This window comes from Stenotrophomonas sp. 80084_Sma (assembly GCF_056481995.1).
Genome location: NZ_CM151177.1, coordinates 889,614 through 913,588, shown reverse-complemented (window position 1 = coordinate 913,588; position 23,975 = coordinate 889,614). Strand labels below are relative to the sequence as shown.

15 protein-coding genes and 1 pseudogene are annotated in these 23,975 nt (G+C 66.7%); 9 read left to right on the top strand and 7 right to left on the bottom strand.

What is annotated here, in order from left to right; genetic code table 11:
• Positions 1-105: 105 nt before the first annotated feature.
• The 8 genes and pseudogenes from phoR (at position 106) to lpxH (ending at position 14,575) form a co-directional block, all read left to right on the top strand.
• Entirely contained in the window at positions 106-1,437 is a 1,332-nt protein-coding gene (gene phoR / locus ACZK3W_RS04155) for a phosphate regulon sensor histidine kinase PhoR (protein WP_032129078.1), read from the top strand.
• A 4-nt stretch (positions 1,438-1,441) separates the two neighbouring features.
• The gene (gene ppk1, locus ACZK3W_RS04150; RefSeq protein WP_032129077.1) at positions 1,442-3,529 is read left to right on the top strand and encodes a polyphosphate kinase 1; all 2,088 of its coding nucleotides are present in this window, start codon (positions 1,442-1,444) and stop codon (positions 3,527-3,529) included.
• A gap of 357 nt (positions 3,530-3,886) precedes the next feature.
• Positions 3,887-5,412 (top strand): annotated as a pseudogene (ppx, locus tag ACZK3W_RS04145) (exopolyphosphatase).
• A 306-nt stretch (positions 5,413-5,718) separates the two neighbouring features.
• A complete protein-coding gene (locus ACZK3W_RS04140) occupies positions 5,719-8,688 on the top strand; it encodes a TonB-dependent receptor domain-containing protein (protein WP_032129076.1) in 2,970 nt (989 codons plus the stop codon).
• 337 nt (positions 8,689-9,025) lie between these two features.
• Positions 9,026-11,950 (top strand): TonB-dependent receptor domain-containing protein, encoded by a 2,925-nt coding sequence (locus ACZK3W_RS04135; protein WP_253143532.1) that lies wholly within the window; start codon positions 9,026-9,028, stop codon positions 11,948-11,950.
• Positions 11,951-12,095: 145 nt separating this feature from the next.
• Positions 12,096-13,241, top strand: coding sequence for a glycosyltransferase family 4 protein (locus ACZK3W_RS04130; protein WP_032129074.1), 1,146 nt, complete (start codon positions 12,096-12,098; stop codon positions 13,239-13,241).
• The gene (locus ACZK3W_RS04125; RefSeq protein WP_180838314.1) at positions 13,222-13,761 is read left to right on the top strand and encodes a phosphatase PAP2 family protein; all 540 of its coding nucleotides are present in this window, start codon (positions 13,222-13,224) and stop codon (positions 13,759-13,761) included. Before ACZK3W_RS04130 ends, ACZK3W_RS04125 begins: the two co-directional genes overlap by 20 nt.
• Before the next feature lie 67 nt (positions 13,762-13,828).
• Positions 13,829-14,575: a UDP-2,3-diacylglucosamine diphosphatase gene (gene lpxH / locus ACZK3W_RS04120; RefSeq protein WP_253143531.1), complete on the top strand. Its 747-nt coding sequence runs from the start codon at positions 13,829-13,831 to the stop codon at positions 14,573-14,575.
• Between the two features lie 87 nt (positions 14,576-14,662).
• On the opposite strand, the gene ACZK3W_RS04115 is transcribed toward lpxH, so the two are convergent.
• Positions 14,663-15,916, bottom strand: coding sequence for a zinc-dependent metalloprotease (locus ACZK3W_RS04115; RefSeq protein WP_032129071.1), 1,254 nt, complete (start codon positions 15,914-15,916; stop codon positions 14,663-14,665).
• A gap of 225 nt (positions 15,917-16,141) precedes the next feature.
• On the opposite strand from ACZK3W_RS04115, the gene ACZK3W_RS04110 reads away from it, so the two are divergent.
• Entirely contained in the window at positions 16,142-17,599 is a 1,458-nt protein-coding gene (locus ACZK3W_RS04110) for a DUF2235 domain-containing protein (RefSeq protein ID WP_478450500.1), read from the top strand.
• A 68-nt stretch (positions 17,600-17,667) separates the two neighbouring features.
• On the opposite strand, the gene ACZK3W_RS04105 is transcribed toward ACZK3W_RS04110, so the two are convergent.
• The 6 genes from ACZK3W_RS04105 to ACZK3W_RS04080 all read right to left on the bottom strand — a co-directional run bounded on the left by ACZK3W_RS04105 (position 17,668) and on the right by ACZK3W_RS04080 (position 23,892).
• Entirely contained in the window at positions 17,668-18,492 is an 825-nt protein-coding gene (locus ACZK3W_RS04105) for a ferritin-like domain-containing protein (RefSeq protein ID WP_478450499.1), read from the bottom strand.
• Positions 18,493-18,501: 9 nt separating this feature from the next.
• Positions 18,502-19,968: an amidophosphoribosyltransferase gene (gene purF / locus ACZK3W_RS04100; protein ID WP_032129068.1), complete on the bottom strand. Its 1,467-nt coding sequence runs from the start codon at positions 19,966-19,968 to the stop codon at positions 18,502-18,504.
• Between the two features lie 30 nt (positions 19,969-19,998).
• The gene (locus tag ACZK3W_RS04095) at positions 19,999-20,778 is read right to left on the bottom strand and encodes a CvpA family protein (RefSeq protein ID WP_049400926.1); all 780 of its coding nucleotides are present in this window, start codon (positions 20,776-20,778) and stop codon (positions 19,999-20,001) included.
• Between the two features lie 46 nt (positions 20,779-20,824).
• Entirely contained in the window at positions 20,825-21,853 is a 1,029-nt protein-coding gene (locus ACZK3W_RS04090) for an SPOR domain-containing protein (RefSeq protein WP_180838310.1), read from the bottom strand.
• A gap of 81 nt (positions 21,854-21,934) precedes the next feature.
• Complete coding sequence (gene folC / locus ACZK3W_RS04085; protein ID WP_180838309.1) at positions 21,935-23,206, bottom strand: bifunctional tetrahydrofolate synthase/dihydrofolate synthase; 1,272 nt, start codon at positions 23,204-23,206, stop codon at positions 21,935-21,937.
• Between the two features lie 41 nt (positions 23,207-23,247).
• Positions 23,248-23,892: a histidine phosphatase family protein gene (locus ACZK3W_RS04080; RefSeq protein WP_010483945.1), complete on the bottom strand. Its 645-nt coding sequence runs from the start codon at positions 23,890-23,892 to the stop codon at positions 23,248-23,250.
• Positions 23,893-23,975: the final 83 nt, after the last annotated feature.

Here is a 23,975-nt window from a genome sequence, read left to right as displayed (position 1 = left end):
CCTCGTCGTGCCGGCACCGCGCACCTGCGGGTGCCGGCGCCGGCAACTCTGCTATAACCCTCGGTTCACCCCAGTGAACCGCCGCACCTCAACGACGAGATCGCAATGCCCCGCCACATCCGCTCTGCCTGGTTGAAGACCCTGGCCACCGTTGCCGCGGTACTGCTGTTCGCCGGACTGGTGGGGTGGTTCACGGGCCATCTGTGGTTGTGCATCGCGTTGGGCGCGCTGGCCACGCTGGCATGGCATTACTGGCGCCTGCGCAGCGTGCTGCGGCGGCTGACCGCGCGCCAGCGATGGGATACCGCCGAAGAAGGCACCGGCGTCTGGAACGAGCTGGACCGCCTGCTGTACCGCAACCAGGTGGAAATGCGCGTGCGCAAGCGCCGCCTGCTGGACATGCTGCGCAGCTATCGCGCTGCGGCCGCCGCACTTCCCGATGCGGTGGTGGTGCTGGACCGCAACAGCCAGCGCGTGCAGTGGTTCAACGAAGCGGCCACCGCCCTGCTCGGCCTGCATCACCCCGGCGACCTCGGCGAAGCCCTGGTTGAACGCCTGCAGCCGATGCCGCTGGCGCACTGGCTGGCCGGCGGCCGCAACGCCGAACCGATCCTCGACGTGCCTTCGCCGGTCGATCCGGCGATCCGCCTGAACCTGCGCCTGATTCCCTATTCGTCGGATTACTGGCTGCTGATCGCCCGCGACGTCAGCAAGCTGCTGCGCCTGGAACAGGTGCGCCGCGATTTCGTGGCCAACGTTTCACACGAACTGCGCACGCCGCTCACCGTGGTGCACGGCTACCTGGACATGATGGACCCGGAGGACTTCCCGGGAACCGGACCGATGCTGGAAGAAATGCGCAAGCAGAGCCAGCGCATGGCCCAGCTGGTGGAAGACCTGCTGACCCTGTCGCGCCTCGAATCGCAGGAACACAGCGAGGAAGAGACCGTGGCCATGCAGCCGATGCTGGCGACGCTGCGCCGCGAAGCCGAAGCGCACAGCCAGGGCCGCCACCAGATCAGCATCGACGACCTGGCCGGCGTTGACCTGCAGGGCTCGACCAAGGAACTGCACAGCGCCTTCTCCAACCTGGTCACCAATGCGGTGCGCTATACGCCGGCCGGTGGCCGCATCGCCGTGGAGTTCCGCCGCGAAGGCGACGGTGCCGTGCTGGCGGTGCGCGATTCCGGCTATGGCATCCCGGCCTCCCACCTGCCGCGCCTGACCGAACGTTTCTACCGTGTCTCCAGCAGCCGCTCCCGCGAAAGCGGCGGTACCGGCCTGGGCCTGTCCATCGTCAAGCACATCCTCGGCCTGCACCACGCACGGCTGGAGATTGAAAGCGAAGTCGGCAAGGGCTCGGTGTTCTCCTGCCATTTCGATGCCGACCACGTGCGCCCGCGCGAGTCCGCCCCCCTGACCTCCATCGAAGAATGACGCCATGAGCAGCCTCGGATCCCTCCCCCTCCCCGTGAGCCCGGACAACGATCCGTTGCGCGACCCGGCGCTGTACATCAACCGCGAGCTGTCGCAGCTGGATTTCAACTTCCGCGTGCTGGCGCAGGCGATGGACCCGCAGGTGCCGCTGCTGGAGCGCCTGCGCTTCATGTGCATCTCCTGCACCAACCTCGACGAGTTCTTTGAGATCCGCGCCGCTGCCGTACGCCACGCGCAGGAATTCGGCCTGCCGCCGGCGCCGGACGGGATGAGCCCGCAGGCCATCCTCAACGCCATCCATGACCGCGCCGCGGAACTGGTGGACCAGCAGTACCGCTGCTGGAACGAGACGCTGCGCCCGGCGCTGATGGACGCCGGCATCGGCGTGCTCGGCCGCCATTCCTGGACCGATCGCCAGAAGCGCTGGCTGCGTGCGTACTTCCGCAACGAGATCATGCCGGTGCTGTCGCCGCTGGGCCTGGACCCGGTGCACCCGTTCCCGAAGATCCTCAACAAGTCGCTGAACATCGTGGTGGTGCTGAAGGGCACCGACGCGTTCGGCCGCGCCGGCCACCTGGCCATCGTGCGTGCGCCGCGCTCGCTGCCGCGCATCATCCAGCTGCCGGAGAAACTCGGCGGTCCGCAGAACTTCGTGTTCCTGTCCTCGGTGCTGTCCACGTTCGTCGATGAACTGTTCCCCGGCATGGAAGTCCAGGGTGCCTACCAGTTCCGCGTTACCCGCAACTCCGAGCTGGTGGTGGACGAGGAGGAAGTGGAGAACCTGGCGCTGGCACTGCGCGACGAACTGGTCGACCGCGGCTACCGGCCGGCAGTGCGCCTGGAAATCGCGCAGGACATGCCGCGCGACATCGTGCGGACCCTGCTGCAGAACTTCGGCCTGACCGAGAACGCGGTGTACCGCATCGACGGCCCGGTCAACCTCAACCGCATCATCCAGCTGTACGACCTGATCGCGCAGCCGGACCTGAAGTACCCGCCGATGACCCCGCGCACGCTGCGCGACAGCGACGGCATCTTCGAGACAGTGGCGCGCCACGACCTGCTGCTGCATCACCCGTTCGATGCCTTCACCGCCGTGCTGGACCTGATCCGGCAGGCGGCGGTCGATCCCAACGTGCTGGCGATCAAGCAGACCCTGTACCGCACCGGCAAGGATTCGCTGATTGTCGATGCACTGATCCAGGCCGCACGCAACGGCAAGGACGTGACCGTGGTGGTCGAACTGCGCGCCCGCTTCGACGAGGAAGCCAACCTCGGCCTGGCTGATCGCCTGCAGGAGGCCGGCGTGCAGGTGGTGTATGGCGTGGTCGGCTACAAGACCCACGCCAAGATGCTGCTGATCGTGCGCCGCGAGGGCCGCAAGCTGCGCCGCTATGTGCACCTTGGTACCGGCAACTACCACAGCGGTACCGCCCGTGCGTACACCGACATCAGCCTGATCACCGCCGATGCGGACATCGGCAACGATGTGCACCTGCTGTTCCAGCAGCTGTCCGGGCTGGCCTCGAAGATGAAGCTCAAGCGCCTGCTGCAGTCGCCCTTCACCCTGCACACCGGCATCCTCGGCCGCATCGAGCGCGAGACGCGCATCGCCGCCGCCGGCCGCCCGGCGCGGATCATCGCCAAGATGAACGCCCTGAACGAACCGCAGGTGGTGCGCGCGCTGTACGCCGCCTCGCAGGCCGGCGTGCAGATCGACCTGATCATCCGCGGCGCCTGCACCCTGCGCCCGGGTGTGCCGGGCATCTCGGACAACATCCGCGTGCGCTCGATCGTCGGCCGCTTCCTGGAGCACAGCCGCGTCTACTGGTTCGGCAACGACGGCGCACCGGAGATGTACTGCGCCAGCGCCGACTGGCTGGAACGCAACCTGCTGCGCCGGGTCGAGACCTGCTTTCCGATCCTCGACCCGGAGCTGGCCAAGCGGGTCTACCGCGAGGTCCTGCAGAACTACCTGGACGACAACCTCAACGCCTGGGAACTGGATGCCGACGGCATCTACCACAAGCGTGCGCCCGCCCACGACGAGGCACCGCATTCTGCACAGATGGCACTGATGCAGGGTCTGTAACCCGGTGTGTCGACCAAGGTCGACACCTACCAGGAGCGGTAGGCACCGATTTGGGGCTGGATAGGATCAGTGCCGACCAACGGTCGGCACCCACCATCAGATCGCAGAAATCTGTCGAAGGCGGGGTGGGTCCGGTTGAGGGGGCGTGAGCCGCATGGATGCGGCGACCGAGCTTACATGGACGTACTTGCAGCGTCCCCCTCGACCGGACCTGCCCCGCCATCCCACGGATAGCCAGCTCTTGACGTTGACGTTGCCTCTGCAGGTGCAGGGCGCAGCCCAGCCGCACTCCCCCTCTTCCAAAATGTGAAGGTCGCGCGGTGACGAGCACACCGCCCCTTCGGCTAACATTCGTCCATGCCGCACACCACCACGACTCCGCCCGCATTGCAGGATGGCGACCTGCTGGCCGCCATCGACCTTGGCTCCAATAGTTTCCACATGGTCATCGCGCGCTACACGCTCGGCCAGCTGCGGGTAATCGACCGCCTGCGCGAGACGGTGCGCATGGCCGACGGCCTGGATGGCAAGGGGGACTCTCCTCCGCTGCCCGGCAGCGCGCGCTGGAATGCCTGGCCCGCTTCGGCCAGCGCATCCGCAATGTACCGCCGCACCGGGTGCGCGCACTGGCCACCAACACCGTGCGCCAGCTGCGTTCACCGCAGTCGTTCCTGGTTCCCGCCGAAACCGCGCTCGGGCACGCCATCGAAGTGGTCAGCGGCCGCGAAGAAGCGCGCCTGATCTACCTGGGCGTGGCCCATGCACAACCGCCCAAGCCCGGCCAGCGCCGGCTGGTCATCGACATCGGCGGCGGCTCCACCGAATTCATCATCGGCATGGGCATGCAGACCCTGGAGCGCGAAAGCCTGCAGGCCGGCTGCATTGCCAGCACCCGGCGTTTCTTCCCCGGCGGCAAGCTGAGCAAGAAGCGCTGGAAGGACGCGCTGGCCGAGATCGGTCGCGAGTTCCAGCCCTTCGCCAGCAAGTACCGCGCGCTGGGCTGGCAGGAAGCGCTGGGTTCTTCGGGCACGCACAAGGCGATCAGCGAGATCTGCGCGACGATGAAGCTGAGCAAGGGCGCGATTACCGCCGAGGCCCTGCCGCAACTGCGCGACGAACTGCTGAAGGCCAAGAAGATCGACGACATCCAGTTGCCGGGACTGTCCAGCGACCGCCGCCCGATCATTGCCGGCGGCATCCTGGTGCTGGAGGCCGCCTTCCAGGCACTGGGCCTGCAGAAGCTGCTGGTCAGCAAGGCCGCGATGCGCGAAGGCATCCTCTACGACATCGTCGGCCGCGCTGGCGAGAACGATCTGCGCGATGAATCGGTGTCCGCGCTCAGCCAGCGCTACGGCATCGATACCGTGCAGGCCGACCGTGTGCAGGACACCGCGCTGTCACTGCTGGAACAGGTGCAGGAACGCTGGCGGCTCGATGCCGACGACGCGCGCATGCTCGGCTGGGCCGCGCGCCTGCACGAGCTGGGCCTGATGATCGCGCACAGCGGCTACCACGTGCATGGCAGCTACGTGCTGGAACACTCGGATATCGCCGGCTTCTCGCGGCAGGAACAGCAGATGCTGGCCGCGCTGGTGCGCAGCCATCGCCGCAGCGTGACCAAGACCGCCTTCGACGCCCTGCCCGAGCGCCTGCTGCTGACCGCTCGCCGGCTGGCCGCCCTGCTGCGCCTGGCGGTGCTGCTCAATCGTGCCCATGAGGACGATCCACTGCCGGCGTTGGAACTGACCGCCGACGACAACCGCCTGTCGTTGATCGTGCCGCAGGCCTTCATTGATGCCCGGCCACTGCTGCGCGCCGATCTGATCGGCGAGACCGACGGCATCGCCGGGCTGGGCATCCAGTTCCGGCCCTTCGTAGCCTGAGGCTCACACTTTCCCGCGAGGGAAAGAAGGTCACACACCGTTACGGTTCGCGCATGCGCCCCCGGTTGACCTGCTGCGACGCAGCAGATCAAGTCGGGGGAGCGCATTCAGCGTTACAGCTAAGCGACTGCTTTTGTTGAGCTTTCGTGAAATCTGACGATGAAGCCTGGTACAAATCGACACGACCTCTTTACAGAGCATTAACCAACGAGACTACTATCGGGTCATCGGTCCGCTTGTGGGCGGCCGATTTCTTCGACGCCCCTTTTGGCGTCCCTGCACGACCTGAGAGAGAGAGAGCTCGTCATGACTTCACGTACCACCCCCCTGGGGCAGGCCATCCGCTACGCCCTGGCAACCACTGCGACGCTGGCCGCCCTGCCTGCGTTCGCCCAGAGTGGCAGCACCGCCGCGCCGACCACCCTGGATCGCATCGAGATCACTGGCTCGCGCATCCGCCAGGTGGACGTGGAGACCGCTCAGCCGGTCCTGGCACTGAGCCGGTTGGACATCGAGCGCCAGGGCTTCAGCTCGGTGGCCGACATCCTGCAGAACGTGACCGCCATGGGCAGCCCGGCGATCAGCCGTGCAAACGCACTGAGCTCGGGCGAAAACACCGGCGGCACCTACATCGACATGCGCAACCTGGGCGCGCAGCGCACCCTGGTGCTGGTCAACGGCAAGCGCCTGGGCATCAGCACCTCGGGCCTGCAGGACGTGTCCTCGCTGCCGGTGTCGGCGGTGGAGCGCATCGAAGTGCTGAAGGATGGCGCGTCGGCCATCTACGGTTCCGATGCGATGGCCGGCGTGGTCAACATCATCACCCGTTCCAACGTCAACGGTGTGACCGCCAACGTCTACCACGGCCAGTACAGCGAAGGTGACGGCGCGCGCGACCGCTTCGACGTGGTGGGTGGCTGGAGCAATGACCGCGTGTCGCTGACCTTGGCACTGGAGCACTCCGAAGAAAAGAGCGTCTGGGCCAAGGACCGCTGGTTCAGCAAGTACGGCGTGAGCGACCGCCACCCGAACGATGCCTCCAACTGGACCACGCTGAGCCAGTGGGGCCAGGTCACCGGCCTGAAGGGCGGCCCGGGCTGCACCAACACCAAGGACGGCTGCGGCTACTCGCTCAACCGTGGTGCTGACCCGACCAACCCGGCCAACTACCACCTGACCGATGCGACCCCGTTCACCGGCGACGTCAGCAACGCCAACGAACAGATGCACGTCATGTATCCGCTCAAGCGTGATTCGGTGTACTTCGACGGTCGCTTCAAGATCACCGACCAGGTCAACCTGCGCACCGAATTCGGCTACAACAAGCGTTCGGCCGAGCGCCAGATTGCAGGCTACCCCCTGCAGTCCAGCTCGGTGTCCATCTCGGGCGACCCGACCGCCACCGGCCTGATGTCCAAGGACAGCTACTTCAATCCGTTCGGCAACCAGCACGGCTATGCCAAGCCTACCGACGTGGCCTGGAACCGCCGCACCTGGGAAATCCCGCGTGTGAGCACCAGCGAACTGAAGACCTACCGTGCGGTAGTGTCGCTGGATGGCAGCTTCGAGATCGGCCAGCGCTACTTCGACTGGGACGTGGGCTACCAGTACAACCGCAACGAGCTGACCGCTACCGCCACCGGCAACCTGCACAAGAAGCGCGTGCGCGATGCTGTGGGTCCGTCGTTCCTGGATCCGGCCACCGGCAAGGTGATGTGTGGCCGTCCGGGCGCGGTGATCAGCGGCTGCACGCCGTGGAACCCGCTGGTGCCCTACGGCAAGAACGATCCGAACGGGCTGACCGGCAATGAAGAACTGATGGCCTGGCTGTTCCCTGCGGAACGCACCACCGGCCGCACCACCACCAAGAACGCGTTCGCCAACCTGTCCGGCAGCATCATGACCCTGCCGGCCGGCGACCTGGGCTTCGCTTTCGGCGTGGAAAGCCGCAAGGAAGATGGCCGCTACACCCCCGATGCCCTGGCCCAGACCGGCGCCACCACCAACCTGGCCGCAGGCCCGACCGGTGGCAGCTACAACGTGAAGGAAGCCTACCTGGAGCTCAGCGTGCCGGTGCTGGCCGACCTGCCCGGTGCGCGTGAGCTGAGCTTCAGTGCCGCCACCCGTTACTCCAAGTACAACACCTTCGGCAACACGCTCAACAGCAAGTTCGGCTTCAAGTGGAAGCCGATCGACCAGCTGCTGGTCCGTGGTACCTGGGCAGAAGGCTTCCGCGCCCCGACCATCAACGACCTGTACGGTGGTGGTTCGGAGACCTTCGCGCAGTTCAGCGATCCGTGCGACACCGTGTTCGGCTCGGCCAAGGGCAGTGCTGAAGTCCGCGCGCGATGCGCACGTGACATCGCCGATGCCGGCAACTTCCGCCAGCTGAAGCAGGGCAACACCCCGGTGACCACGGCGCAGGATGCGACCCCGACGCCGTTCGTGTCCGGTTCGAACCCGCTGCTGGTTCCGGAAACCTCGACCAGCAAGACGCTGGGCCTGGTGTGGAGCCCGACCTTCCTCAGCAACCTCAACGTGGCACTGGACTGGTGGAAGATCCGCATCGACAACACCATCGTCGGTGACAGCCCGAACCAGATCCTGAGGGACTGCTACGAGCAGGGCATCGAATCGCGCTGCAGCCGCTTCAGCCGTGACCCGTCCAACGGCATCGTCACCGGCCTGAAGTTCGGCAACCGCAATGCCGGCTTTGCCGAGACCGAAGGTTACGACCTGGATGTCAGCTACCGCGTCGACACCAGCTACGGCAAGCTGAGCGCAGGCTGGACCAGCACCTATGTGAGCAAGAACGTCTACCGCTCCACCAACGATGTCCGCGAAGCGATCACGCCGATCAACGGCGTTGCCAACACCATCGGCACCGCCACCAGCCTTGCGTTCCGCGTGCGCTCGAACCTGGTGCTGGGCTGGGATGTGGGTGACTTCGGCGTCAGCTGGACGGCACGCTACTACTCCGGTGTGAAGGAGCGCTGCCTCAACGCCTCGCGTTATGCGGACGAATGCTCCGATCCGACCTTCCTGGCTCCGTGGCTGAAGTCGCCGACCGCGTACAACGAGCGCGGTGCCGTGACCTTCCACGACGTGCAGTTCCGCTACAACCTGCCGTGGGATGCCACCGTTTCGGTGGGCGCGAACAATGTGTTCGGCAAGGAAGCGCCGGTGATGTACAGCAAGCCGAACTCGTCGTTCTCCTACTACGGTGGCTACGACATCGGTCGTTTCATGTACATGAAGTACCAGCAGCGCTTCTGATCCATCCGCGCTGTTGAAGCTCGACGACCACGGCCCTTCGGGGCCGTGGTTTTTTTCTGCCTCCGCGCAGACTGTCGCTTTCCACATTGACCGTGATGCGTTCAATCAGGGACACGGTCCTCTACGCTGCGTCCGCCGCGATGCCACAGGTTGGAGCAATCGATTGATTTGCTTCCGCTTTGTGCAGAAGCGTCACGGCCGTCTGCAGCGCTTTCGTCGCTTGCCCATACGTCTCCCCATCCATCTTCACTAGGTTCGAACATCCACCGCCGCGGTGGAGTTGACGCAGCCCCGCTTGGCTGTGTTCCGAAGACTTCGAAGACTGAGAGAGAGACCCATGACCATCCGTATTCCCGAGCTCGGGTTGGCGATCCGTCGTGCACTGGCGATGACGGCCACCACCGCACTGGCCGCCCCCGCATTCGCCCAGCACGCACCGGAAGCCACCACGCTGGACCGTATCGAGATCACCGGTTCGCGCATCCGCCAGGTCGACCTGGAAACCGCGCAGCCGGTGCTGACCATCAGCCGCGCCGACATCGAGCGGCAGGGCTTCAATTCCGTTGCCGACATCCTGCAGAACCTGACCGCAACCGGCAGCCCGGCCTTGAGCCGTGCCAGCCCGCTCAGTGCGGGCGAGGCCGCAGGCGGCAGCTACGTGGACATGCGCGGCCTCGGTGCACAGCGCACCCTGGTGCTGGTCAACGGCAAGCGCCTGGGCATGACCACTTCGGGTTACCAGGATATATCCAGTATTCCCGCCGCTGCCGTGGAACGCATGGAAGTGCTGAAGGACGGCGCCTCGGCCATCTACGGTTCCGACGCGATGGCCGGCGTGGTCAACATCATCACCCGGCGCAACGTCCAGGGCGTGACCGCCAACGTCTACCACGGGCAGTTCAGCGAAGGCGATGGTGCCCGCACCCAGTACGACGTGGTTGCCGGCTGGTCGAATGACCGCGCTTCGATCAGTGTCGCCGCCGAGCATGTCGAAGAAAAGGGCGTTTGGGCGAAGGACCGCGGCTTCAGCGCCTACACCTATACCGATCGTCATCCGGACGATGGCTGGACCACGGTCGGGCAGTGGGGGCGCATCGTCGGCTTCAAGGGCCCGGGCTGCAGCAGCGCCCGTGGCTGCAGCTATTCGCTCGATCGCGGCAGCCAGCCGGGCGGGCCGGACAGCTTCCACCTCAGTGACAACACACCGTTCACCGGTGATGTCAGCAACAGCAATGAACAGATGCACGTGCAGACGCCGATCAAGCGCGATTCGCTCTTCGTCGATGCACGCATGGATCTGAACGACCAGATCCGCTTCAACACCCAGCTGGCCTACAACCGACGCACCACCACGCGCCAGATTGCCGGCTATCCGTTCCAGTCCGGTGCGGCCGGCATCACGCCGATGTCCGCCGACAGCTGGTTCAATCCGTTCGGCCGCCACCACGGCTATGAACGCCCAAGCGACGTGCACTGGAACCGCCGCACCTGGGAGATTCCACGCATCAGCACCAGCGAACTGACCACCTGGCAGGGTATTGCAGCGTTTGAAGGCAGCTTCCAGTTCGCCGGTCGCGACTTCGATTGGGAAGCCGGCTACCAGTACAACCGCAGCGAGCTGGAGCAGCGTGCCACCGGCGACCTGCACAAGCAGCGCGTTGCCGATTCCACCGGTCCTTCGTTCTACAACCCGGCCACCGGCAAGGTGGAATGCGGTACACCGGATGCACCGATTGCCGGCTGCAAGCCCTGGAATCCACTGGTGCCGTATGGCCAGGAGGACCCGTACGGCCTGACCGGCAATGGCGAACTGCAGGACTGGCTGTTCCCCGAGGAACTCACCCGTGGCCGCAACACCACCCGCAACCTGTTCGCCAGCCTCAGTGGCGGCCTTGCCACGCTGCCCGCCGGGGAACTGGGCTTCGCCCTGGGTGTGGAGAGCCGCCGCGAGGAGGGTCGCTTCATTCCCGACGCGCTGGCCCAGACCGGCGCCACCACCAACCTGGCGGCGGGCCCCACCGGCGGTGGCTACCGTGTCGACGAGGCCTATCTGGAGCTGAGCGTGCCGGTGCTGAGCGACCTCCCCGGTGCACGCCAGCTGACCCTGGACATGGCAACGCGCTACTCGGACTACACCACCTTCGGCGGAACCCTCAACAGCAAGTTCGGCATCTCGTGGAAGCCGATCGACCAGCTGCTGGTCCGTGGCACCTGGGCCCAGGGTTTCCGTGCGCCGACCATCTCGAATCTGTACGGCGGCGGCTCGCAGACCTTCACCACCGGCTTCCGTGACCCCTGCGATACGGTCTATGGCGCCGCCGCCAGCAGCCCGGAGGTACGTGCACGTTGCGCCGCCGACATCGCCAACGCGGACAGCTACCGCCAGCTCGGCCAGGGCAACGAGCCGATCACCGGCAGCAGTGGGCAGACGCCCCTGCCCTTCACCAACGGCTCCAATCCCGACCTGAAGCCGGAAACCTCGACCAGCCGCACGCTGGGGCTGGTCTGGAGCCCGACGTTTGCCGAAGGACTGAACATTGCGTTGGACTGGTGGAAGATCCGTATCGACAACACCATCGTCGCCGACCATCCCAACGACATCCTCCGCGACTGCTACGAACTGGGCATCGCCGAGCGCTGCGGCAGTTTCACCCGCGACCCGGAACTGGGCATCGTCAACACGCTCAACTATGGCAGCCGCAACAGCGGGTTCCGCCAGGCCGAAGGCTATGACCTGGAGATCGGCCACAAGATCGAAACGTCCTGGGGCACGCTGAGCGCCGACTGGAAGACCACCTATGTGGTCGCCGCGGAAGAACGGACCACCAACGAGGCGGATGCCCCGCCCATTCCCAGCAATGGCATCGCCAGCAACGGCGGCATCGGCTTCCGTGTGCGCTCCAACGCATCGTTGGGCTGGGAGCGCGGCAACCTCGGCCTAAGCTGGGGCCTGCGCTATTTCTCGGCGGTCAAGGAGCGTTGCCTGGATGCAGCCACGTATCCGGGTGAGTGCTCGCACCCGGGCCAGCGCGCGCCGTGGTTCAGTGGCAGCCGTGACTACAACCGTCGCGGATCGGTCACCTTCCACGACGTGCAGGCGCGCTACAACCTGCCATGGGATGCGACAGTTTCGATCGGTGCCAACAATGTGTTCGGCCGCCAGGGACCGGCCATGTACAGCCAGCCGAGCGCCAACTTCTCCTACTACGGTGGCTTCGACATCGGTCGTTTCATCTACATGAAATACCAGCAGCGCTTCTGATCCACCGCGCCACCTGCACGACCGCCACGGCCCTTCGGGGCCGTGGCTTCGTACAGGGACCTGACCACCGTCATCCCGTGGTCGCAAAGCGGTCATATCGGCTACATCGCCAGGCCCGAGCATGCCGGAAACCCGGAGGCCCGCCATGCGCTATGCCATCGTCACCGAGACCTACCCGCCGGAAGTGAACGGCGTTGCCCTCACCGTGCAGGGCCTGGAGCAGGGACTGCGCAATTCCGGCCATGACATCGACCTGATCCGGCCACGCCAGACCAGCGAAGCACTGGACTCGGCACCGGGCACGCTGCTGGTGCCGGGCGCCGCACTGCCGCGCTACCCCGGCCTGCGCTTCGGCCTGCCTGCACCGATCCGGCTCAACCGTCACTGGCAGCAGCAGCGTCCCGATGCGGTCTACATCGCCACCGAAGGCCCGCTGGGCTGGTCGGCGCTGCGCACCGCGCGCCGCCTTGGCATTCCGGTCGCCAGTGGTTTCCATACCCGCTTCGACGAGTACCTGCCCGACTACGGCGTGGCCTGGCTGCAGGCTGCCGCGATGCGCTGGATGCGCCGGTTCCACAACCAGGCCGATGCAACCCTGGTGCCCACCCGCGAGCTGCAGCAGTTCCTCGGTGAACAGGGCTTCGAACGCGTGCGCCTGCTGGCACGCGCGGTCGACAGCCAGCAGTTCGATCCGGGCCGGCGCGACCCGGCGCTGCGCGAGGAATGGGGCGTGGACGGCAACGGCCTGGTCGCGATCCATGTCGGCCGCATCGCTGCGGAAAAAAACCTTGGCCTGGCGGTGAAAGCCTTCCGCCGCCTGCAGCAGATCCGGCCCAAAGCCCGCTTCGTCTGGGTGGGTGATGGTCCGGCCCGCGAAAAACTGGCACATGAAAACCCCGATTTCATTTTCTGCGGCATCCAGCGCGGCGAAGCCCTGGCACGGCATTTCGCCAGCGGTGACCTGTTCCTGTTCCCCAGCCGCAGCGAGACCTTTGGCAACGTGACCCTGGAAAGCATGGCCAGCGGCCTGGCCACCGTCGCTTTCGACTACGGTGCGGCCCGCGAATACCTGCGTGATGGCGAGAACGGTGCGGCCGTGGAAAACGATGAGCAGTTCATCGAGGCAGCGGTGCAGCTGGCCGCCGATGATGCACGACGCCGCGAATTCGGCAGCAGCGCCGCGCGTGCGATGAAGCGCCTGCATCCACAGCAGGTGGTTGCCGAATTCGATGCCCTGCTGGCCGAGCTGGCCCAGTCGCGGAGGAGCGGCCATGCGCACCACGCCGCTTGAGCTGCTGGCCGGCCGCGAGGCGCGGCTCTGCCGCCGGGCCAACCACTACTGCCGGCGTCGCCGCGTGCGTCGCCTGTTCTCGGTCATCAGCCGGCTCGGCGATGGCGTGTTCTGGTACGTGCTGATGGGCGCGCTGGTGGCGGTGGACGGCTTCGACGGACTGCGTGCATCGGTGCACATGGCCGCCACCGGCCTGGCCGCCCTGCTGCTCTACAAGGGCCTCAAGCGCTGGACACGGCGCCCCCGCCCGTATGCGGCCGATCTGCGCATCCGTGCCTGGGTGGCGCCGCTGGACGAGTTCAGCTTCCCCTCCGGGCACACCCTGCACGCAGTGTCGTTCACCATCGTCGCGCTGGCCTACTACCCGTGGCTGGCGCCGCTGCTGGTGCCGTTCACCTTCGGCGTCGCGCTGTCGCGGGTGGTGCTGGGCCTGCACTACCCGTCCGATGTACTGGCCGCCACCGGCATTGCCATCCTGCTGGCATCGGCCAGCCTGGCTTGGTTGCCGCTGCCGGTGTAGCCCCCGGGGTCAGATCCCTTCGGTAGCGCCGGGCCATGCCCGGCGGTGGATGCCCTAGAATGCCTGCATGACCACGTTGTTCATTTCCGACCTGCACCTGGACCCCAGCCGTCCGGAGATCACCGACCTGTTCCTGCGCTTCCTGCGCGAGCAGGCGCCCGGCGCCGATGCGCTGTACATCCTCGGCGACCTGTTCGAAGCCTGGATCGGCGACGACACGCCCTCGCCTGCTGCCGATGCGGTGGCCGACGCGCTGAAGGTACTTTCCGACAGCGGCGTACCGGTGTACTTCATCCGCGGCAACCGCGACTTCCTGCTCGGCGAAGACTATGCGCGCCGTGCCGGCCTGCGCATCCTGCCCGACCCGTGCGTGATCGAGCTGTACGGCCGCCCGGTGCTGCTGCAGCACGGCGACCTGCTGTGCACGGACGACATCCCCTACCAGCAGTTCCGTGCACAGACGCGCGACCCGGTGTTCCAAGCGCAGTTCCTGTCGCAGCCGCTGGCCGCACGCATCGCCTTCGCGCAGAAGGCCCGGGAAACCAGCCAGGCCCGCCAGTCGGAAATGAAGCAGGATGATCGTGCGCAGTTCGAGTCGGTAACCGACGTGTCACCCGCCGAAGTCGATGCCACCTTCGTGCGCCATGGCGTGGACACCATGATCCACGGCCACACCCATCGCCCGGCGGTGCACACGCTGCAGGCCGGTGGCCGCGCCTGCAACCGCATCGTGCTGGGTGACTGGTACGAACAGGGATCGGTGCTGCGCGTGGATGCCGGCGGCTGGTCGCTGGATACGCTGGCGCGCGAATGATGGATCGCGGGGTGCCAACCAAGGTTGGCATCTACCAGGGCAGGTGAACGCACCCGGGTAGACGCCGACCTCGGTCGGCGGTTGGCCTCAGCGGAAGGCCGCGATGGTGGCCTTGGTATTGACCAGCACGCGCTGGTTGTCGGCGGTGCTGGCATTGCCCATCGGGATGCCGTTGTAGTTGATGTTCGGGTTGGACCAGTAGTTCAGGCGCGGGCAGCCGGCCGAGCAGTCATAAGCCATGATCGTGCGCCAGCGCGAACCGGAGGACGGCTCGTAGCGATAACCGTGCCCATAGGCGTAGGGCGACGTGCTGGGATCACTGGCGATATCATGCCGCGCACTCTGCAGGTGGCCGATCTCATGCGCGAAGGAGTAGTAGCCGGTCGCGCAGTCCCAGTACACCGCCGCGAACGCCGTCGATGCCGTCGAACCGATGCCCGAGGCCAACCCGCAGTAGCTCGTGTTGTTGATCAGCAGCACGCCGACATCGGCCGCAGTGTTGTTGCGGCTGGTGTGGATGCTGTCCATGTAGCCGTCGCTGGTGTTGCGGAAGCGGGTCAGGTCGGTGGTGAAGTTGCCGGATTCGGTGTAGCTGGTGGTTTCATAGCCGGCCAGCTGCAGGGTGATGCCCACGTTGCTGTTGACGTAGCCCTGGTTGGATTCGGCCACCGCCAGCTGCACCAGCGACTGCATGTTGCCGCCATAGGCCGTTACCGCTGCATTGGTTGCCACCACCAGCACGCGGATGGTGGCCGGGGTACCGGACGAGGCCTGCGCGATGCCGATGCGGTCATTGTTGCCCATCGGGATTTTCGGCAGCTGGTTGTAGTCGGCCGGATGGTCGGCCGGCATCCGCGATTCATCCACTTCCACCAGTACATGGCGGTTGCCCAGTGGGCGCAGGCGATACAACTTGCCGTCCTTGCGGATCGAACCGGTGAGGGTGTTGCCCGAACGCACCAGGATCACTGAATTACCAGGATCATCCTGGCCATTCGAAGTGGCGGCAGTCAGCCGATCGGACGGCGAGCGCAACTGGCCGTACCAGATGCTGCCGCCATCGGGCAGGGCTTCCACCTTGCTGCGCACCGCCTGCACGCGCTGGCCAAGCAGTTCGAACTCCAGCTGCGGCTGCGCAGTGGCAGCAGCGTCGACACGCACTTCCTGTACCGTCGCGGTGGACGGGGTGGCCAGCAGCTTGCCCAGCGCGGGCTCACTGTTTGCCGATGCGCGGCTGATGACCGTCACCGGCTCGAACAACGGTGCCGCATGCGCGGCCGCTGCCACCGACAAACCCAACACCAGGCCACCTGCCGCTTTGCCAATCGATCTGGACAACATTGCGTCGCTCCTTGAATGATGTGAACAGCGTTGATGCAGCACGCCCGGGTCTACCGGGTCTGGCCATCTGGCCTGCGCGGGTCGTGTGAATTCAATAGAAGATGGGAATGAAAATCAGGAACTGTGATCGACCGCATCTGCGTTAAGTAAGGTCAAAAGCGTCACTACACTTCGCCAATACACCGCTTTCGCGCTACCGTGACGCAGCCACGACGGGGAATGCACATGGCACCATCGCAGGACACGGACGAAGATGTGGGCTTGCTGCGGATCGGCCTGTTCTTCGATGGCACCCGCAACAACGCACACAACCTGGCACGCGGTCGCCCACAGGTTCCGCAGCCACGCCCGGCGCAGCTGCGCGCGGATGATGATTCGACCTACCAGAGCCGGCTGACCAGCAGCTACGACAACGGCCTGACCAACATCGCGCGCCTGCAGCAGCTGTATCCGGACAGCCGCCGCGATGCGATGGCCGCGCCTTCGCTGTCGATCTATGTCGAGGGCGTGGGGACCCGCGATGATGCCGATGACGATCTGATCGGACTGGCCTTCGGCATCGGTGCCAGTGGCGTTCGCGCGAAAGTGCAGCGCGCGCTGCAGGTGCTGCTGCCGGCGGCACTGGCCGAGCTGTCCGCGCGCTGGCAGCGACCGCTGCGTGGCGTGCAGCTGGATCTGTTCGGCTATTCGCGCGGTGCTGCCGCGGCACGTGACATCGCAAACCAGCTGCAGGCCTGGGACAGCGCGCGCTGGCGCCAGCTGCTGCAGGGCGCCGGCCTGCCCTGCACTGCGGACTTCGCCGCCGTCACGCCGGTGCTGCGCTTCATCGGACTGTTCGACACCGTGGTTGCAGTCAATGGTGGCCGCGCCGATGAACACCCGCAGCTCGCCCTGCGCAGTGGCATCGCGGCACACGTCGTGCAACTGGCCGCGCGTGACGAGCATCGCCAACACTATCCATTGACCAGCGTCGCGCCAACGTTCACCGAGGTCGCCCTGCCCGGCGTGCACGCCAACATCGGCGGTGGCTACAACCAGCTGGAAGAAGGGCCCAAGCTGCTCAGCCGTCCGCGCCGGCAGCAGCTGCGCCGCCCAGCGGTTTCCGACTACCAGGTCCCTCCACTGGCGTTGCTGCAGGCCACCACGGCCTACGCCGAAACGCAGGCCGACGCCGAACGCTGGCGGCAGCAGCTGGGCGTGGGTGAAAAGGAGATCTGGGTGGATGTCTGGCACCAGTGGCAGCAGCAGCGTCGCGCCGGCAGCCGCAGCGTGCTGTTGTCGCCGGTGCTGTATGTGACCGCCGCGGTGGTGCTGCGTCGGCGCATCGACTGGCGTTACCAGCTGATCGCACTGCAGGTGATGCAGCAGCAGGCCATCGATGCTGGCGTGCAATGGACCGCCAATGCCGCTGGAGTTCCCGGCTGGGAGCTGCCGTCCGCCCTGCAGCCAATCGCACGCCGACTGGTGGCCGGACAGCCGCTGACGCAGACACAGGAGGCGCTGCTGCGACGGCGTTACCTGATGCAGTCGGCGCACTGGAACTTCGATGCACTGGGCGACACCGCACTGACCTACGCCGCCGATGCCGGCGTCAGCGAACTGCCGTACCGGCCGGGTCCCGGCCTGTTCTACATCAACCGGCCAACGGTGGATGGCAAGCGCGTGGTGTTGCCGAACGCATGAAAAAAGGGGACGGAGGGGATTAAGTCGTTTGTGCCACAAACGACTTAATCCCCTCCGTCCCCTTTTCTTCAGCCGGCCTGTTCAACCAGGTTGGCCAGCTCATCCGCATCGAACCCGGCCAGCAGGCGCGCTTCGATGTTGAATGGCCCATGCAGGTAGCCGCCGGCGTACTCCACCAGCAGTTCCTTGAAGCGCGCACGCGGCTCGACAGCGGCGCGGTCGCAGTACCAGCGGTACCAGCGCGAACCGGCAGCGACGTGCGCCACTTCCTCGCGCAGGATCACTTCCAGCACATCGGCGGTTTCGCCATCGCCGACATTGCGCAGCTTCCCGATCATGCCGGGCGTTACGTCCAGGCCGCGCGCCTCCAGCACGCGTGGCACCAGTGCCATGCGTGCCAGGCCGTCATGGGCGGTCTTTTCGCACATTTCCCACAGGCCGTTGTGCGCTGGGAAATCGGCATAGTCGTGGCCATGCACCTGCAGGCGTTCGCGCAGCAGCATGAAGTGCCGCGATTCGTCGTCGGCACAGCTGACCCAGTCGGCATGGAACGCCGACGGCAGGCCACGGAAGCGGTATACCGCATCCCAGGCCAGGTCGATCGCGTTGAGTTCGATATGGGCGATGGCGTGGATGAAGGCGGCACGCCCTTCCACACCGCCCAGTCCACGCCGCGGCACTTCACGCGGATGCACCAGCACCAGCTGCGGCGGCCGGCCGGGCATGCGGATCGGCTCCGGCGGCGGTGCATCGGCCGCCACCTTCAGGCGGCCAGCACGGAACGCGGCGGCATAGGCCTGGGTCAGCGCCACCTTGCGCAGCGGGTCGGCTTCGGCCAGGCACTGCTGCGCGGCGCGCAGCAGGTCGCCACCAACGTCGGGTACATCGACCACGCCTGGACCTCAGGCGCGGCGCTTGTGCTTGGCGTCGTCCGAACGCAGCTGCTGGATGCGCTCGAAGTAGCCCGGCTCGATACCCGTCGGGTAGTGGCCGTTGAAGCAGGACGAATCGAAGTTGCGCAGCGCCGGGTTGCCCTCGCTCACCGCCGCTTCCATGTCTTCCAGGTCCTGGTAGATCAGCCAGTCGCAGCCCAGGTGGGCCTCGATCTCTTCCACGGTGCGGTTGTGCGCGACCAGCTCTTCGGCCGCCGGCATGTCGATGCCGTAGATGTTCGGGTAGCGCACCGGCGGTGCCGCGCTGGCCAGGTACACCTTGCGCGCGCCCGCATCACGGGCCATCTGCACGATCTGCTGGCTGGTGGTGCCGCGCACGATCGAGTCGTCCACCAGCAGCACCACGCGGTTGCGGAACTCCAGGTGGATCGGGTTGAGCTTGCGGCGCACCGACTTCACGCGTTCGCCCTGGCCCGGCATGATGAAGGTGCGGCCGATGTAGCGGTTCTTGATGAAGCCTTCGCGGTACTTCACCCCGAGCACGTTGGAGATCTCCAGCGCGGCATCGCGCGAGGTATCCGGGATCGGGATGATGGTGTCGATGTCGTGGTCCGGGCGCAGGCGCAGGATCTTCTCGCCCAGCTTGATGCCCATGCGCATGCGCGCCTTGTGCACCGAGACGTTGTCGATCATCGAATCCGGGCGCGCGAAGTACACGTATTCGAAGATGCACGGGGTGTGCTCGGCCGGCTCGGCGCAGATTTCCGAGAACAGCTCGCCACGCGCGGTGATCACCAGCGCTTCGCCCGGCTGCACGTCGCGCACGCGCTGGAAGCCCAGCACGTCCAGCGCGGCCGACTCGGAGGCGACGATGTACTCGTCACCTTCGGCGTGGCTGCGCTTGCCCAGTACCAGCGGCCGGATGCCATGCGGATCGCGGAAGGCGACCAGGCCCAGGCCCAGCACCACGCTGACCACCGCATAGCCACCCTTGCAGCGGCGGTGCACGCCGGCCACCGCGCGGATCGCGGCTTCCGGGCTGAGCTGGCGCTGCTGCTCCAGTTCATAGGCGAACACGTTCAGCAGCACTTCGCTGTCCGAATCGGTGTTGACGTTGCGGCGGTCCTGTTCGAACACCTGCTGGCGCAGCGCTTCGGTGTTGATCAGGTTGCCGTTGTGGGCCAGCGCGATGCCGTACGGCGAATTGACGTAGAACGGCTGTGCCTCGTCCATGCCTTCCGAACCGGCGGTCGGGTAGCGCACATGGGCGATGCCGACGCTGCCTTCCAGGGTGGACATGGTGCGGGCATCGAACACATCGCGGACCAGGCCGGTGGCCTTCTGCACGCGCAGGCGGCTGCCGCTGGCGGTGGCGATGCCCGCCGCATCCTGGCCACGGTGCTGGAGAACGGTCAAGCCGTCATACAACTGCCCGGCGACGTTCTGGTTGCCGACGATTCCGACGATGCCACACATGGTGCGAGGTCTCCGCTGGGCTGTGCCCAGTTACAAGGAAGGTGGCCGTACCTGGCCGCGGTGGTCGCCGCGCGCGCGGTCGACGTTGGCCGGATCGCCCGGCTCGATACTGTCCGGCAGTGCAGGAGCGTCCGGGCGCACTTCGGCCGGATCGTAGGAATCGCCCTGTTCCGCTTTCGCAGGCCGCAGCCATCCGCTGCCTGCCACTACCTGGTTGAGGATGCCATTATCGCCTGCCGCGCCCGGCTTTCCCAACCCGGCGCCTGCGTTCTTGCCCAACTCCATCAATGCAGATGGGGACAGCGCGTCGGTCGGCAAGGCCTTGGGCAGCAGATCGGCCCCGGGAACCTCCCAGTGCGGCAGTTTGCTGTTCATCCAGGCCACGGTCGGGTTCAGCAACGGACGCACCGCCGAGCGCTGCCAGGAGGGTTCGGCGGTCAGCGGGGTGAAGCTGCCCAGCAGCAGCAGGACCGCGGCGATCAGGCCGCCTCGCACCGCGCCCAGCACCCCGCCCAGCAGGCGGTCCAGGCTGGTCAGCATGCTGCGGTGGACCAGGGCCTTGATGACCATGCCGATCACCGCGACCACGATCATCACGCCGATGCCGACCCCCAGGTAGCCACCGACGAAGTGCTCGCCTCCGGGGGCCGCCGGCGCGGCCCACCAGTGGGCCGCGTCATTACCGAAGGCGAAGGCCGCCCACGCGGCCAGCAGCCACGACAGGGTGCCGATGACGATTCCGACGAAGCCGCGCAGCATCCCCAGCAGGGTCGAGGCGGCGATCACGATCAGCAGCACCACGTCGATCATGGCGCCCCGCTCCTTCGGCGGCGCTGGCAACGGGGCTGCGCGTGGGTCATGGGTGCGGTCGGACCATGCCGGCCACGCCGACCTTGGCGGCGACCTGCGCCTTCAGCTGCTCGGCGTCAGCGCGGTTGGCCACCGGCCCGACGCGGACGCGATGCAGGGTTCCCTTGTCCGTGCGCACCTGCTCGACGAAAGCGCTGAAACCAGCGGCACGAACCTTGTCGCGCAGGGCATTGGCATCGTTGGCCTGACCGAACGCGCCCAGCTGCACGGCAAAGCCGACGCCGCTGGCAGCCGGTGCTGCCGGTGTGGTCGGCACCGTCGCCGGCTTGCTGGCGGTGGCCTCCGGCTTCGGTTCGGGCTTCGGCGCCGGCTTCGGCGGTTCCGGCTTGGCGGCCGGCGGCGCGGTCGCCGTTGGCGTGCTCGGCGGCAGGCTTTCGCTGCGGACCGGGTTGCCGCTGGCCGAGGGCGCAACAGCTGCGGACGGGGTGCTGGCGCTCGGCGCAGCCGGTGCCGGGGCGGCCGCAACCGGAGTACTGCTGCCGGCCGCCGCGTCCAGGGTGATCACTTCGGCCTTCACATCCGCACGGATCTTCACCGCCTGCAGGCGGGCCGCTTCGGCCTGGGCACGGTCGGCGTAAGGTCCAACGCGCACGCGCCATGCCTGGCGGCCGTTGATGGTGGCCGTTTCAGCGAAGCCCGGCAGCTGCGAGCGCTTCAGGTAGGCGATCACCGCATCGGCGTCGGCCTTGCTGCCGTAGGCACCGAAGGTGACCGCATAGTTGCCGGCGGCGACTGCCGGCGAGGTGTCCACGGTCGGCGGCGTAGCCGGCGTGGCAGCCTCCTGCAGCGGCTTGGCCTGCCCGGTCTGCAGGCCGGTGGCACCACCGGCCGGGGCGACCAGCGGCAGCTCACGGGTTTCGAACTGGCCATCGGCCGGCGCATCCGGCGCGGCGATCGGCACATTGGCGACACCGCTGTCGGGTGCGGGTCCCTTGACCAGCATCGGCAGGAAAATCACGGCCAGTGCCACCAGCACGATGGCACCAATCAGACGCTGTTTCAGAGGCGTATCCACGTGAGGCAGGCAACTGTCCGGAGATTGCCGTCGATTATACGGGTGCCGGACCGGCCGGCGTCGGCGTTGGCTGAACGCGGATCAGGCGTCGCCCTGCAGCCACTGCAGGGCCGCAGCGGCGGTATGGAAGGAGCCGAACACCAACACCCGGTCACCCCGCTCAGCCTGGGCCAGCACCTGCGCCAGGGCCTGTTCGACGCTATCGGCCAGCGGTGCCTTGGCCGCCACCGTACCGCTCAGGCGTGCCTGCAGCTGAGCGGCGCTCTGCCCACGCGGACCGTCCAGCCCGGCCAGGGTCCACTCGCCCACCACGTCCTGCAGGGCCTGCACCACACCCGCCGCGTCCTTGTCCTGCAACGAGGCGTACACCGCCAGGGTGCGGCCGGCTGACACTTCGGCCTTCAGCGCACGCGCCAGCTGGCCCGCCGCCTGTGGGTTGTGGCCCACGTCCACGCGGATCTGCACGCCGTCGCGCTCGAATGCCTGCATGCGGCCGGAGATACGCGCTGCTGCGATGCCCGCGGCCCACGCCGCACGCGGCACCGGCTTGTCCAGCGCGCGCAGGGCGGCGATGGCAGCACCGGCATTGGCCAGCTGGATCGGGCCGGCCAGCGCCGGGGTCGGCAGCTCCATGCGCAGGCCGACGTCGCGCCAGCGCCAGCGCTGGGCGTCGATCGGCTCGTAGAAGTAATCGCTGCCGCCGCGGATCGCGTTGGCACCGACCAGATAGGCACGCGCCAGCACGCTGGACGGCGGATCGGTCTCGCCCAGGATCACCGGCTTCCAGCCACGGATGATGCCGGCCTTCTCGGCGCCGATCGCTTCGCGGTCCTCGCCCAGCCACTCGGCATGGTCGATGTCCACGGTGGTGATCACCGATACATCGGCGTCGACGATGTTGACCGCATCCAGGCGGCCGCCCAGGCCCACTTCCAGCACCGCCAGGTCCAGCCCGGCGTCGGCGAACAGCTGCAAAGCAGCGAGCGTGCCGTACTCGAAATAGGTCAGCGTGGTGTCGCCGCGTGCCGCTTCGACGGCATTGAACGCAGCAACCAGCGCCGCATCGTCCACGTCCTGCCCGTCGATGCGCACGCGCTCGTTGTAGCGCAGCAGGTGCGGCGAGGTGTAGGCACCCACCTTCCAACCGGCAGCACGGCCGATGGCCTCGATGAAGGCCACGGTGGAGCCTTTGCCGTTGGTGCCACCGACCACGATGGTGCGCCCGGCCGGCGCGCCAAGACCCATCGCCGTGGCCACGGCGCGCACGCGTTCCAGGCCCATGTCGATGGTCGCCGGGTGCTGGCGTTCAATGTAATCCAGCCAATCGGCCAGGGTGGTCGGGGTGTTCGTCACGGCAGTGCTTCCAGCAGGTACAGGTGGTTCGGTGTGGCGGGTCAGAGTGCGCGGTGCTTGGCTTCGCCGAAGAACGGCGTGTGGTGGGCGCAGTCGTTCAGGCGCACCACTTCCAGGCTGTCCAGGTCGGCGCCTTCGAGCAGGTTGAGCGTGGTCGGTGCCTGGCGGAAGGTCCACAGGCGGGAAATCGGCAGGCCCAGCACCTTGCACAGGATCACGCGGTTGACCGCGTCATGGGCAACCACCAGCAGGGTGTCGTGCTCGCCGAGGCCTTCGGTGGCACGGGCCAGGCCACGCCAGCTGCGTTCCAGCACCAGGCGCAGCGATTCGCCACCGGGCATCAGCACGGTATCGGGCTCCTCGCGCCAGGCCTGCAGGCGCGACGGATCCTTTTCGTTGATCTCGCTGGCGAGCAGGCCTTCCCACTCACCGTGGGCGATTTCCTGCAGCTCCGGCTCGGTCAGCAGCATGTCGGCACGCGCGGCGCCAAGCGCCAGCTGCGCGGTGCGCTGGGCGCGCGACAGCGGCGAGGCGACGGCACGGGTGATGTCCACCGAGGCCAGGCGGGCACCCAGTGCCTGGGCCTGGGCTTCACCGATCGGCGAAAGCGGAATATCGATCTGGCCCTGGTAGCGGCCTTCGGCGTTCCACGGCGTTTCGCCGTGGCGGGCAAGCAGGATGCGCATGCGTGCAAGGGGTCCTGGGGGGAGGAGGTTTCCGCGTTTCGTTCACATCCTGTGAAGTACGCGGAACAGGGATGATACCTGTT

Coding starts and splice junctions, on each gene's coding strand:
- phoR (WP_032129078.1), top strand. CDS start 106: ATGCCCCGCCACATCCGCTCTGCCTGGTTGAAGACCCTGGCCACCGTT.
- ppk1 (WP_032129077.1), top strand. CDS start 1,442: ATGAGCAGCCTCGGATCCCTCCCCCTCCCCGTGAGCCCGGACAACGAT.
- ACZK3W_RS04140 (WP_032129076.1), top strand. CDS start 5,719: ATGACTTCACGTACCACCCCCCTGGGGCAGGCCATCCGCTACGCCCTG.
- ACZK3W_RS04135 (WP_253143532.1), top strand. CDS start 9,026: ATGACCATCCGTATTCCCGAGCTCGGGTTGGCGATCCGTCGTGCACTG.
- ACZK3W_RS04130 (WP_032129074.1), top strand. CDS start 12,096: ATGCGCTATGCCATCGTCACCGAGACCTACCCGCCGGAAGTGAACGGC.
- ACZK3W_RS04125 (WP_180838314.1), top strand. CDS start 13,222: ATGCGCACCACGCCGCTTGAGCTGCTGGCCGGCCGCGAGGCGCGGCTC.
- lpxH (WP_253143531.1), top strand. CDS start 13,829: ATGACCACGTTGTTCATTTCCGACCTGCACCTGGACCCCAGCCGTCCG.
- ACZK3W_RS04115 (WP_032129071.1), bottom strand. CDS start 15,916: ATGTTGTCCAGATCGATTGGCAAAGCGGCAGGTGGCCTGGTGTTGGGT.
- ACZK3W_RS04110 (WP_478450500.1), top strand. CDS start 16,142: ATGGCACCATCGCAGGACACGGACGAAGATGTGGGCTTGCTGCGGATC.
- purF (WP_032129068.1), bottom strand. CDS start 19,968: ATGTGTGGCATCGTCGGAATCGTCGGCAACCAGAACGTCGCCGGGCAG.
- ACZK3W_RS04095 (WP_049400926.1), bottom strand. CDS start 20,778: ATGATCGACGTGGTGCTGCTGATCGTGATCGCCGCCTCGACCCTGCTG.
- ACZK3W_RS04080 (WP_010483945.1), bottom strand. CDS start 23,892: ATGCGCATCCTGCTTGCCCGCCACGGCGAAACGCCGTGGAACGCCGAA.